Source organism: Pseudoalteromonas sp. JSTW (genome assembly GCF_013423925.1).
GTDB lineage: Bacteria > Pseudomonadota > Gammaproteobacteria > Enterobacterales > Alteromonadaceae > Pseudoalteromonas > Pseudoalteromonas lipolytica.
Map to the genome: position 1 here is coordinate 1 of NZ_CP058972.1, position 13,538 is coordinate 13,538.

General features: G+C 42.2%; 10 protein-coding genes. 7 read left to right on the forward strand and 3 right to left on the reverse strand.

Annotation, left to right across the window (positions count from 1 at the left end; genetic code table 11):
- The 7 genes from dnaA to GZH31_RS00035 all read left to right on the forward strand — a co-directional run bounded on the left by dnaA (position 1) and on the right by GZH31_RS00035 (position 9,677).
- A complete protein-coding gene (gene dnaA / locus GZH31_RS00005; protein ID WP_036973688.1) occupies positions 1 to 1,389 on the forward strand; it encodes a chromosomal replication initiator protein DnaA in 1,389 nt (462 codons plus the stop codon).
- 13 nt (positions 1,390 to 1,402) lie between these two features.
- Positions 1,403 to 2,506, forward strand: a complete 1,104-nt coding sequence (gene dnaN, locus GZH31_RS00010; protein ID WP_036973687.1) for a DNA polymerase III subunit beta — start codon at positions 1,403 to 1,405, stop codon at positions 2,504 to 2,506.
- Positions 2,507 to 2,512: 6 nt separating this feature from the next.
- Positions 2,513 to 3,607, forward strand: coding sequence for a DNA replication/repair protein RecF (gene recF, locus GZH31_RS00015; RefSeq protein ID WP_036973686.1), 1,095 nt, complete (start codon positions 2,513 to 2,515; stop codon positions 3,605 to 3,607).
- A 12-nt stretch (positions 3,608 to 3,619) separates the two neighbouring features.
- Positions 3,620 to 6,046, forward strand: a complete 2,427-nt coding sequence (gene gyrB, locus GZH31_RS00020; RefSeq protein ID WP_036973684.1) for a DNA topoisomerase (ATP-hydrolyzing) subunit B — start codon at positions 3,620 to 3,622, stop codon at positions 6,044 to 6,046.
- Positions 6,047 to 6,188: 142 nt separating this feature from the next.
- The gene (glyQ, locus tag GZH31_RS00025) at positions 6,189 to 7,088 is read left to right on the forward strand and encodes a glycine--tRNA ligase subunit alpha (protein WP_036973766.1); all 900 of its coding nucleotides are present in this window, start codon (positions 6,189 to 6,191) and stop codon (positions 7,086 to 7,088) included.
- An 8-nt stretch (positions 7,089 to 7,096) separates the two neighbouring features.
- Positions 7,097 to 9,166, forward strand: a complete 2,070-nt coding sequence (glyS, locus tag GZH31_RS00030; RefSeq protein ID WP_065978277.1) for a glycine--tRNA ligase subunit beta — start codon at positions 7,097 to 7,099, stop codon at positions 9,164 to 9,166.
- A 61-nt stretch (positions 9,167 to 9,227) separates the two neighbouring features.
- Entirely contained in the window at positions 9,228 to 9,677 is a 450-nt protein-coding gene (locus GZH31_RS00035) for a hypothetical protein (RefSeq protein WP_036973682.1), read from the forward strand.
- A gap of 111 nt (positions 9,678 to 9,788) precedes the next feature.
- Here the strand turns inward: GZH31_RS00035 and tusA are convergent, their stop codons facing one another.
- The 3 genes from tusA to fadB all read right to left on the reverse strand — a co-directional run bounded on the left by tusA (position 9,789) and on the right by fadB (position 13,514).
- Positions 9,789 to 10,028 carry a sulfurtransferase TusA gene (gene tusA, locus GZH31_RS00040; protein ID WP_036973681.1) on the reverse strand — a complete coding sequence of 80 codons (240 nt, stop codon included), beginning with the start codon at positions 10,026 to 10,028 and terminating at the stop codon, positions 9,789 to 9,791.
- A 155-nt stretch (positions 10,029 to 10,183) separates the two neighbouring features.
- Entirely contained in the window at positions 10,184 to 11,350 is a 1,167-nt protein-coding gene (gene fadA / locus GZH31_RS00045; RefSeq protein WP_036973680.1) for an acetyl-CoA C-acyltransferase FadA, read from the reverse strand.
- 4 nt (positions 11,351 to 11,354) lie between these two features.
- On the reverse strand, positions 11,355 to 13,514 hold the full coding sequence (gene fadB, locus GZH31_RS00050) for a fatty acid oxidation complex subunit alpha FadB (RefSeq protein WP_180311261.1): 2,160 nt from the start codon (positions 13,512 to 13,514) through the stop codon (positions 11,355 to 11,357).
- Positions 13,515 to 13,538: the final 24 nt, after the last annotated feature.

Here is a 13,538-nt window from a genome sequence, read left to right on the forward strand (position 1 = left end):
GTGTATCTGTCGGTTTGGCAAAGTTGTTTATATGTATTGCAAGATGAACTGCCGTCACAGCAGTTCAGTATGTGGGTAAGACCACTACAAGCAGAAAGTACCGAAGATACGTTAACTATATATGCGCCGAATCGTTTTGTTCTTGATTGGGTGAGAGAAAAGTATTTAAACCGTATAAATGAACTGCTCGTTGAAATTTGTGGTGATGAAGCGCCCGAGTTACGTTTTGACGTAGGCAGTAAACCTATTTTAAATGCGCAAGCCGCCGTGCCAGCTGCGAGTGCTCCTGTTAGTGCTCAACACACATCTGAGAAACAACAGCCTAAACCTGAAAAAGCGAATGTAGAACCTGCACCAAAATCGGGTTATAAATCAAATATTAAAGAAAATTATACGTTTGATAGTTTTGTTGAAGGTAAATCAAACCAGCTAGCAAAAGCAGCCGCAACTCAAGTTGCAGACAACCCAGGGTCTGCCTTTAATCCCGTGTTTATTTATGGCGGTACAGGTTTAGGTAAAACGCATTTATTGCATGCTGTAGGCAATGGCATCATGGCGAATAAACCGGATGCAAAAATTGTTTATATGCATTCCGAGCGTTTTGTCCAAGACATGGTTAAAGCACTTCAAAATAACGCAATAGAAGAGTTTAAACGTTATTACCGAAGCGTTGATGCATTGATGATTGATGACATCCAATTTTTCGCTAATAAAGAACGTTCTCAAGAAGAATTTTTCCATACCTTCAATGCATTACTTGAAGGAAATCAACAGATTATATTAACTTCAGACCGCTATCCAAAAGAGATAGAAGGGGTTGAAGATCGCCTTAAGTCTCGCTTTGGATGGGGGTTAACGATTGCCATTGAGCCTCCTGAGCTTGAGACGCGCGTTGCTATTTTGATGAAAAAAGCGCAGCAGAGTAAAATTAATTTACCGCATGAAGTGGCCTTTTTTATTGCCAAGAAACTACGTTCAAATGTGCGTGAGTTAGAAGGGGCATTAAACCGTGTGATTGCAAATGCGAACTTTACCGGTCGTCCAATATCAATCGATTTTGTAAAAGAAGCGTTGCGCGACTTACTCGCATTGCAAGATAAGCTCGTAACCATCGATAACATTCAGCGCACAGTCGCAGAGTATTACCGTATTCGTGTTTCAGACCTATTATCTAAGCGCCGCAGTCGTTCTGTAGCACGACCGCGCCAGGTTGCTATGGCTTTATCTAAAGAGCTCACTAATCACAGTTTACCTGAGATTGGTGATGCGTTTGGCGGGCGTGACCATACAACGGTACTGCATGCCTGTCGTAAAGTTAAATCACTGCGTGATGAAAGTCACGAGGTGAAAGAAGATTATCAAAACTTAATAAGAACCTTGTCATCTTAAGGCTGACTTTATTATGCAAATAACAATATCAAGAGAGCAATTTTTAAAACCTTTAGTTCAAGTGTCGGGTGCGATTGAACGCAAGCACACCTTACCGATTTTATCGAACGTACTGTTAGTTGTAGAAAATGGACAACTATCAATGACGGGTACCGATCTTGAAATTGAGTTAGTAGCAAGCGTATTTGTAGGTGAAGACACCGCAGATACAAAATTAACCTTGCCAGCTAAAAAGTTACTCGATATTTGTAAAAGTTTACCCGATGGCTCTGAGCTTACTTTAAGTAGCCAAGATCATCAGTTATTACTAACCAGTGGTAAAAGTCGCTTTTCATTGACCACATTAGCTGCAGAAGATTTTCCGAATCTTGAACAATGGGATGGCGAAGTTGAGTTTCAGTTAACTCGAGTAGAGTTACGTAAACTACTTGAAAGTACTCATTTTTCAATGGCGAACCAAGACGTACGCTATTATTTAAATGGTATGTCGTTTGAAGTCGACAATGCCGACATTAAAACAGTGGCAACAGACGGTCACCGTTTAGCGATTGCACAAAAGCAGTTAGCTCAGTCGCTTAATACACAGCGTCAGCTTATTATTCCACGCAAGGGTGTGCAAGAAATCATGCGTTTAATGGTGGCTGATGATGAGTTAGTAACAATTCAATTTGGCGCTAATCATATTCGTATTATTGATACCGAGTTTACGTTTACAAGTAAATTGGTAGATGGTCGTTTTCCTGATTACCGCCGAGTATTACCACGTGGTGGCGATAAAGTTATTACTGCCAATAGAGAATGGTTACGCAGCGCATTTCAACGTGTGTCTATTTTATCGAATGAGAAATTTCGTGGTGTGCGTTTAAATCTTTCTGAAGGCTTGTTGAAAATAACTGCCAATAACCCTGAGCAAGAGCAAGCAGAAGAAGTGGTTGAGGTTATGTATCAAGGTGGTGAGCTGGAAATTGGTTTTAATGTTTCGTATGTACTCGATGTTTTGAATACATTAAAAACAGAAGATGTCACTTTTACCCTTGCAGATTCAAACAGTAGCGCGCTAATAGAAGGTGCTGGTGACGAAGAAGCGATGTATGTTGTTATGCCGATGCGCTTATAACCTTTTATGAGTTTAAGTCATTTAAGCCTCAATAATTTTCGTAATATTGAGGCGCTGACACTTGAGCCGATAAATGGAATTAATATTATTTATGGCGAAAATGGCAGCGGAAAAACCAGCCTTTTAGAGGCTATTTATTTCCTTTCACATGGTAAATCATTTCGAACCGCCAAGCATAAAAGTATCATTCAGCATCAGCAAGACAAGTTTGTTATTCATGGTCGTAAGGCATTACATGACTTGTCGATTCCGGTTGGTATAAGTAAAAACCAAGCGGGTGAAACATCATTAAAGATCCAGGGTAAAACGAGTCGAAAGATCTCAGAGTTGGCGCAGCTAATTCCTGTGCAAGTGATTACACCTGAAAGCTATTCTTTATTTTTCGGTGGACCAAAAGAGCGTAGAAAATTTTTAGATTTAGGATTGTTCCACGTGGAACATGACTTTTTTTATTTATGGCAATCATTCAATAAAGTATTAAAACAACGTAATGCATTGCTGAAGAGTAAACCTAGGAATTATTTCGAGCAGATCAAGTTTTGGGACAAAGAATTTGTTAGACTAGCAGAACAAATAAATAATTTAAGAATCGCGTATATAAGTAGGTTTAAGCAGCAATTTTTTGATAAAATGTGTGCAGAATTAACGCTTATACGCGATTTAGAAATTAGCTTTAACGCGGGGTGGAAAGAGAGCGAATCGCTCTCAGAGGCTCTTGAACAGAGCTTTGAACGTGATGCCAAACAGGGTTTCACAAGCAAAGGCCCGCATAAAGCTGATTTTAGTTTTAGCGTTTCTGGTAATAGTGTGGAAAATACATTTTCACGCGGTCAATTGAAGCTCTTGCTTTATGCGTTGAAAGTAACGCAAAATAGCTTAATTGAATCAGAAACTGATAAGCAATCTATATTGCTAATAGATGACTTACCTTCGGAGTTAGGTGAAGATACAAAGGAAAAAGTGGGTCAGCTTTTATCGCATTGCGATTCACAACTTTTTATCTCATCTATTTTATCTGAAAGTATTTCTGCTGTGGTGGAACCCATGCAACGAGAACTAAAAATGTTCCACGTGAAACATGGCAACCTAATAACAAGATAAGTGGGATTAACCATGTCTGAGAATTACGATTCGTCGAGTATTAAAGTACTTAAAGGATTAGACGCAGTAAGAAAGCGTCCTGGAATGTATATAGGGGACACCGATGACGGTACAGGCTTACACCATATGGTGTTTGAGGTTGTTGATAACTCTATCGATGAAGCCTTAGCTGGTCATTGTGATGATATTTATGTAACGATTCACTTAGACGGTTCAGTCTCTGTAAGAGATAACGGTCGTGGTATTCCTACTTCAATCCATGAAGAAGAAGGTGTATCAGCTGCTGAAGTTATCATGACGGTACTTCATGCTGGTGGTAAATTTGATGATAACTCTTATAAAGTATCGGGCGGTTTACACGGTGTAGGTGTTTCTGTTGTAAATGCTTTATCGGAAAAACTAAAGTTAACTATCCGTCGCGAAGGTAAACTTCATCAACAAACGTATACAATGGGTGTGCCAGATGCACCATTAGCTGTTATTGGTGACGCGACTGATACAGGCACTGAATTACGTTTTTGGCCAAGCGGTGAAACATTCACTGACCTAAACTTCCACTACGATATTTTAGCGAAGCGTTTACGTGAGCTGTCTTTCTTGAATTCGGGCGTAAGTATTATTCTTACCGATGAGCGTGAAGAAGCGAAAAAAGACCATTTTAAATACGAAGGGGGTATTCAAGCCTTTGTTGAGTATTTAAATCGCAATAAAACACCTGTCCATAAAAGTGTTTTCCACTTTACGCATGAGCGTGAAGAAGACGGCATTAATGTTGAAGTGTCTATGCAATGGAACGATGGTTTCCAAGAGAGCATCTACTGTTTCACAAATAACATTCCACAACGTGATGGTGGTACGCACTTAGCTGGCTTTAGAGCTGCACTTACGCGTACACTAAACAATTACATGGAAAAAGAAGGCTTTAATAAAAAAGCTAAAACAACAAGCAACGCCACGGGTGATGATGCTCGTGAAGGTTTAACAGCCGTTGTGAGTGTTAAAGTTCCTGATCCAAAGTTCTCATCACAAACGAAAGATAAATTAGTATCAAGCGAAGTTAAATCTGCTGTAGAACAAGCCATGGCAGAAAAACTAACAGAGTTTTTATTAGAAAACCCTGTTGATGCTAAAACTGTTGTTGGCAAAATTATTGATGCAGCACGAGCGCGTGAAGCAGCGCGTAAAGCACGTGAAATGACTCGTCGTAAAGGCGCTATGGATTTAGCTGGTTTACCGGGTAAGTTAGCAGACTGCCAAGAAAAAGATCCTGCACTTTCTGAATTATACATAGTGGAGGGTGACTCTGCGGGTGGTTCAGCTAAGCAGGGTCGTAATCGTAAAAACCAAGCAATCTTGCCATTGAAAGGTAAAATATTAAACGTTGAAAAAGCACGTTTTGATAAAATGCTATCTTCGCAAGAAGTTGCGACTCTTATAACCGCATTAGGATGTGGTATTGGCCGTGACGAATACAATCCAGAAAAACTGCGTTACCACCGTATCATTATCATGACCGATGCGGACGTGGATGGTTCTCACATTCGTACACTATTACTTACTTTCTTCTACCGTCAAATGCCAGAGATTGTAGAACGTGGTTATATTTATATTGCACAACCACCACTTTATAAAGTGAAAAAAGGTAAGCAAGAGCGTTATATAAAAGACGATCCAGCACTTGTTGATTACTTAACATCATTGGCGTTAAATAATGCTGCGCTATACACAAGTGAGGGTGCAACCGCACTCGAAGGTGAAGCATTAGAGTCTATTGTTCACGATTATCAAAACACGGTAAAAGTGATTGAGCGCTTAAAACGTAAATACCCGAACACGGTTATGGAACGTTTAATCTATCAAAGTGAGTTAAAAGAAGCTGACCTTGCAGATGAAGCGAAAGTAAAAGAGTGGACTAACATATTAGTTGATGACTTAATTGCTCGCGATGAAGATGCGACTATTTTCCATGCTGGAACAGAACATGATGCTGAGCGTAATTTATATTACCCTGTAGTGAATATTCGTCAGCACGGCGTAGATAAAGCACACGTATTAAACTACGACTTCATTACTTCACGTGATTATAAGCGTATCGCTGTAACAGGTGTAAACATTGCTAATATCCTTGAAGAAGGCGCCTATATTCAACGTGGAGAAAAAACAATTCCAGTTGATAACTTTGTCGATGCATTAGAGTGGTTAATCAGTGAGTCTAAACGTGGCTTGTATATCCAGCGCTATAAAGGACTGGGCGAGATGAACCCAGATCAGTTATGGGAAACAACCATGGATCCTAGTGCTCGTCGTATGTTGAAAGTAACAATTGAAGATGCCGTTGCTGCTGACCAATTATTCGCAACATTAATGGGCGACCAAGTTGAGCCGCGTCGTGAATTTATTGAAACGAACGCGCTACGTGTAGTAAACCTAGACGTATAAGCTAAAACACATGATGAAGAAAGGAGCCTATTGGCTCCTTTTTTTATTGCTGAAAAAGCACAAACTGCTTAAAACCTTACTGCACACAAGGTATACTGAGAGCAATTTTCAGACTAAACGCACCAGATACTATAAGCCAAATATGCAAAAATATGACGTTAAAACCTTTCAAGGTTTGATCCTGGCTTTACAGGACTATTGGGCACAGCAAGGCTGTGTGATTGCTCAACCACTCGATATGGAAGTGGGAGCAGGGACATTTCATCCGTTAACTTTCTTAAAGTCTATTGGCCCAGAGCCAATGTCGAGCGCGTATGTTCAACCATGCCGTCGCCCAACTGATGGTCGTTATGGTGAGAACCCAAACCGCTTACAACATTACTACCAATTCCAAGTGGTATTAAAGCCATCACCAGAAAACATTCAAGAGCTCTACTTAGGCTCGTTAGCTGCTGTGGGAATTGATACGCTAACTGATGAAGTGCGCTTCGTAGAAGACAACTGGGAATCACCTACACTGGGTGCATGGGGTCTTGGTTGGGAAATCTGGTTAAACGGCATGGAAGTGACTCAGTTCACTTATTTCCAACAAGTAGGTGGCCTTGAGTGTTCTCCAGTAACAGGTGAAATTACTTATGGTCTTGAGCGTTTAGCGATGTATATTCAGGGCGTAGATAGTATCTATGACCTAGTATGGGCAGATGGTCCAATGGGCCGTGTTACATACGGTGATGTATTCCATCAAAATGAAGTTGAGCAATCAGCGTATAACTTCGAACAAGCTGACGTTGCATTCTTATTCTCTCAATTTGATCACTGCGAAAAAGAAAGTCAAAAGCTAATTGAGGCTGGCTTACCGCTACCTGCTTACGAGCAAGTAATGAAAGCGTCACACGCGTTTAACTTATTAGATGCGCGCCACGCTATCTCAGTAACCGAACGTCAACGTTATATCTTACGTGTACGTGCTTTATCTAAAGCGTGCGCACAGAGTTACTATGATGCACGTGAAGCACTTGGTTTCCCGCTTTGTAAGGATTAAGAATTAGCATGTCAGCAGAAAATTTATTAGTAGAAATTGGCACTGAAGAATTGCCACCAAAAGCACTTCGTAAACTTGCTGAGTCGTTTGCTGAAAACTTAACAGCAGAGCTTGCAAGTTTAGAGCTAGCCCATCAAGGCGTAAATTGGTATGCCTCACCGCGCCGTTTAGGTTTACGCGTTACAGCACTTGAAGCAAAACAAAGTGACAAGGTTGTAGAAAAACGTGGTCCTGCTGTTGCGGCAGCATTTGATGCCGATGGCAACCCAACCAAAGCTGCAATGGGTTGGGCACGTGGTTGTGGTATTGATGTAAGCGACGCCGAAACCGTTGAAACAGACAAAGGGGCATGGCTACTTCATAAAGCACACGTTGAAGGCCAAGCAACCACCGCGTTAATGAGTGATGCGGTAAACAAAGCGCTTGCTAAATTACCGATCCCGAAACCAATGCGTTGGGGCGCGAATAAAACGCAATTTATTCGCCCTGTACATACGGCAACGATTTTATTTGGTAATACACTAATCGAAGGTGAAATCCTTGGTAAGCAAGTAGGTAACCAACTACAAGGTCACCGATTCCACCACCCAGAAAAGGTCACTATCAATCACGCTGACGAAGTATTTGATGTACTAAAATCTGCGTATGTCGTGGCTGACTTCGAAGCGCGTAAAGCACAAATTCGTGAACAAATTGAAGCTGCAGCGGCTGCTGTCAACGCAAAAGTTGCGATGGATGAAGACTTGCTTGAAGAAGTAACGTCACTTGTTGAATGGCCAGTAACGCTAACAGCAACCTTCGAAGAAGCCTTTTTAGATGTACCCGCTGAAGCGCTTATCTACACCATGAAGGATGATCAAAAATACTTCCCACTACTAGATCAAGAAGGCAACTTACTTAACAAGTTCCTGTTTGTTTCTAATATTGAAAGTAAAGATCCAAGTGTGGTTATTGCCGGTAACGAAAAGGTGGTTCGTCCACGTTTAGCCGATGCACAGTTCTTTTTTGAAACCGATAAAAAGAAAACACTTGAGAGCCGTTTAGAATCATTAGACACGGTATTATTCCAAAAGCAACTTGGTACACTTAAAGACAAGTCAGAGCGTATTAGTGAACTTGCTGGTTACATTGCTGAGCAGTTAGGTGCTGATGCAGAACTTGCAAAACGTGCTGGTCTTTTAAGTAAAACAGATTTAATGACTGAAATGGTCATGGAGTTTACTGACGTACAAGGTGTAATGGGTATGCATTACGCACGTCACGATGGTGAGGCCGAAGAAGTTGCACTGGCGCAAAATGAGCAATATATGCCACGTTTTGCAGGCGACAACCTACCAACGAATGTGATTAGTTGTGCTGTTGCTATTGCTGATAAATTCGACACGCTAGTGGGTATTTTTGGCATTGGCCAAGCACCGAAAGGTGACAAAGACCCATTTGCACTTCGCCGTGCAGCCATTGGTGCGTTGCGTATCATGGTTGAAAAGTCACTACCACTGGACATTCTAGACCTTGTTGCTAAATCACAAAGCTTGTTTGGTGAAAAGCTAACAAACCTAAATGTTTCAACGGATGTGTTTGAGTTTATGCTAGGTCGCTTCCGTGCATGGTATCAAGATGAAGGGATTGAGGTTGATGTTATTCAAGCTGTACTCGCGCGTCGTCCAACTAAACCGGTTGACTTCGATCGTCGTGTTAAAGCCGTTAGTCACTTCCGTACATTAGACGCAGCAGAAGCGCTTGCAGCAGCAAATAAACGTGTAAGCAACATCTTGGCTAAGAATGACATCACAACGCAAGGTGATGTAAATGAGAGCCTATTAAGTGATGACGCAGAAAAAGTACTCGCGTCTCATGTTGCTAAGTTCTCTGTAGAGCTTGCACCACTTTATGCTAACGGCGATTATCAAGAAGCGTTATCACAACTAGCGGGTATCCGTGAGAGTGTCGATAACTTCTTTGATAACGTCATGGTAATGGCCGATGACGACGCGGTTAAGCAAAACCGTTTAGCATTATTAAGCCAGTTAAGCCGCCTGTTTTTAGATATTGCTGATATTTCTGTGTTGCAGAAGTAAGTAATACACACGTTAATAAAAGCCAGCTCAGTGCTGGCTTTCTTGTAAAAGAGGAACAGTTATGAAACGTATACTAACTTTAGCTTTGGCTGGTTTATTAACGGCATGTTCTAGCCAAATTCAAATGCCGAATATCGATGATATTCTGCCCAGTAAAGACTTAGACCGTACCATGTATTTACGGGGTGACTTTACCTTGTGGGATGCAGAACCTCAGTACCAATTTTACCAAGTTGCTCCGGGGATTTTTCAAACGGATGTGAAGTTTTCTACACCTGGCAAAGTGTATGAGTTTAAAGTCGCCGATGCTGATTTCAGCCAAGGCTATAACTGTGGTTTCAGTGATACCGACCCAGCAGGTCAAGCACTCATTTTAGGTGAGGCTGCAAGCGCCGATTGCAACACAATCTATAACTACTTCAGCTTTAAACCTGCGGCAAAAGGGGTTTATGTAGTGAGTTTTGATTACCGCAATAGCAATCAACCAAAAGTAACAGTCACGAAAAAATAACGCTAAGAGTTGAGTGACGCTAAGTGTTGAGTGGGCGATTGATTATTTACATCAAAGTTGACAAAGCCCACTCTGATTTTATTTTTTAGCTCGTAGCTCGTAGCTCGTAGCCTACAATCCTTTCTTCACCAAGTATCGATACGGTGCTTGCTCTACCTCTTTCGCCACGAGTGTGTGATCCATAAAGGTACAAAAGCTGGGAATGTCGCGGGTGGTTGATGGGTCATCAGCGATGATAAGTAAAGTCTCGCCATCTTTCATTTTGCGCACAGCACCACGCACCATCATCACCGGTTCTGGACAACGAAGGCCAAGTGCATCTAATTGGTGATCGGGATTATCAAAGCTCATGGCAGACCTATAAAATGAAAGTAACGAATAGTAAGGGGCTATTTTAGCTTTCAATCACTATTGGTTTCAATAACCGAATTCAAAGCAAATAAAAAAGGTGTACTGTGCGTGACAGTACACCTTTTTATCACCAAGATGTTCGGCTAATGAGCGTGTTATTCAACGCGCTCAAATACAGTTGCAATACCTTGGCCTAGACCAATACACATGGTTGCTAAACCGTATTTTGCATTCTTGTCTTCCATTAGGTGAACAAGCGTTGTGCTGATACGAGAGCCTGAACAACCAAGTGGGTGACCAAGCGCGATTGCACCACCATTAAGGTTCACTTTTTCATCTACTACATCCATCAGACCGAGGTCTTTTAATACCGGTAGTGATTGTGCTGCAAACGCTTCGTTAAGCTCAGCAACATCGATATCATCAATTGTGATACCCGCTTGTTTAAGCGCTTTTTGTGATGCTGGAACTGGGCCGTAACCCATAATAGATGGATCGCAACCTGCAACCGCCATTGATTTAATGCGCGCACGAATAGGTAAACCAAGTTCTTTGGCTTTTTCTTCGCTCATTACCAGCATGGCTGATGCACCGTCAGACAGTGCAGATGAAGTACCTGCTGTTACGCTACCTGATGCAGGGTTGAACACAGGACGAAGCTGAGATAAACCTTCAACAGTTGTCTCTGGGCGAATTACTTCATCGTCTTCAACAAGAATTAATGAACCGTCTGCGTCGTGACCTTCCATCGGTAGGATCTCGCGACGGAAACGACCTTCAACAGTCGCAGCGTGTGCGCGTTGGTGTGAGCGGTAAGCAAACTCATCTTGCTGCTGACGGCTAATGCCGTGAAGCGTTGCAAGGTACTCAGCTGTTAAGCCCATAACACCTGCAGCTTGTGCAACAGACGTTGATAAACCAGGGTGGAAATCATTACCGTGAGTCATCGGTACATGACCCATATGCTCAACACCCCCGATGATATAAGTATCACCCGCACCCGTCATAATAGCGCGTGCCGCATCGTGCAATGCTTGCATTGATGAGCCACATAAACGGTTAACTGTTACTGCAGGTACTGAGTGTGGGATACCGGCTAATAATGCTGCGTTACGGGCAATGTTAAAACCTTGCTCGAGAGTTTGCTGCACACAACCCCAGTAAATATCATCAATCGATGCTGGGTCTACGGCTGGGTTACGCTCTAACAAACCTTTCATTAAGTGAGCACTTAAATCTTCCGCACGTTTATGTTTGAATACGCCGTTTTTTGAACGGCCCATTGGTGTGCGGATACAATCTACGATTACTGGATTATTCATGTTCTTATCCTTCCACCTTATAGAATACACGGCCTTCTTCGGCCCATTTGCGAGTTTCATCTGATACTTGGTAAATCGCACCTAGGTGAGCATATTTGTCTGCTGTTGCAACAAAGTTTGCTAAACCAGTTTGATCTAAGTAACGGAATGCACCGCCTCTAAATGGAGGGAAACCAATACCGTAAATGAGCGCCATATCTGCTTCTTGCGGCGACGCTACAATACCTTCTTGAAGACAAAGTAGTACTTCGTTGATCATCGGTACCATACAACGGTCAATGATTTCTTGCTTGTCGAAGTCTTTAGGTGCATCGGTAATAGCACTTAAAAGTTCAACCGCTTTTGCATCGTGTGCCTTTTTCAAGCGACCACGGCGGTCTGGTGCATATTGGTAAAAACCAGCCCCATTTTTCTGACCAAAACGTTTTTCATTAGCAAATACAGAAACGGGATCTTTCTCTTGGCGAGCCATTCGCTCAGGGAAACCATCAGCCATAACGCCAGTACAGTGGTAAGCCGTATCAATACCCACAACATCAAGCAGATATGCAGGACCCATTGGCCAGCCAAACACGTTTTCCATTACTTTATCGACTTTGGCGAAATCAGCGCCTTCAACAACAAGTTTGCTGAAGCCTGCAAAGTAAGGGAACAATACGCGGTTAACAAAGAAACCTGGGCAGTCGTTTACAACAATAGGTGATTTACCTAGTTTTAAGGCGTAATCAACCACTGCATTGATTGTTGCTTCTGATGTCTTTTCACCACGGATGATTTCGACAAGTGGCATTTTTGGCACTGGGTTAAAGAAGTGCATGCCACAGAAGTTTTCTGGTTTTTCAAGCGCTGAGGCTAACTCATCTATACGAATAGTTGATGTGTTTGACGTTAAAATAGTGCCCTCTGGTAGGTCTTTTTCAAGGCCCGATAAAACAGCTTGTTTTACCTTAGGGTTTTCAACAACGGCTTCAACTACAATATCAACACCTTGAAGGTCAGCATCGTTTAGCGTCGGTTTGATTTTACCTAACGTGGCAATCATCTTGTCCATTGCCATGTGGCCACGTTGTACTTTTTTGCCAAGTAATTTAGAGGCTTCGCCCATACCTAAATCAAGCGCATCTTGATTAATGTCTTTCATGACAATCGGCGTGCCTTTATAAGCAGACTGGTATGCAATACCGCCACCCATAATACCTGCGCCTAATACAGCCGCTTGTTTAATTTTAAGCTCGCTGTTTTTGGCTTGTTTCTTCGCTTTACCTTTGATGTATTGGTCGGCTAAGAAAATACCTGTTTGTGCAGCAGCTTCGCTCGTTGCGGCAAGTTTGGCAAAGTTCGTGTTCTCAATTGCCATCGCTTCGGCACGTTCACAGTTTGCCGCTGCTTTAATGGTTTTTACAGCCATAACAGGTGCTGGATAGTGACCTTTAGTCTGACCCATTACCATGCCTTCGGCCATTGCAAAGCTCATACCTTGCTCAACACGGTTCATTTTCAGTGGTTGTAATTTTACTTGTCGTTTTGCTTGCCAATCTAGCTTGCCAGAAATAGCTTGCTCAAGTGTTGCAATACTTGACTCTAAAAGTTTGTCAGTACTAACTACCGCATCAAATGCACCTACTTTGAGTGCATCATTCGCGCGGTTTTCTTTGCCTGTCGTGATCCATGTCATCGCATTATCAGCGCCAATCAGGCGTGGAAGACGAACAGTGCCACCAAAACCAGGCATAATGCCTAATTTTACTTCAGGAAGGCCAATTTTAGCCTCAGTACTAGCAACGCGGTAATCGGTAGCAAGTGCCCACTCACACCCGCCGCCAAGCGCCATGCCGTTTACAGCACTTAACGTTGGGAAAGGTAAATCTTCAATTGCGTCAAAAACGTCTGTTGCATTTTTGATCCATGCAACCAATTCTTCTTGAGGTTTAGTGAAAGTCGGTAAAAATTCGAAGATGTCGGCGCCGATAATAAAGTGATCTTTATCGCTGGTGAACATCATGCCTTTGATATCTGAGTTTGCTGCTAATTCTTTTAATGCCGAAGCGCAATCTTGCAAGGTTTGCTGAGAAAGTTTGTTTACTGAGCCATCAGCACAGAACTTAAACTCGGCGATGTTGTCCTTGATGAAAGCAACTTCAAATGAATCGCTTTTATATAACATTATTATTCTCCCTAGTTTATTAAC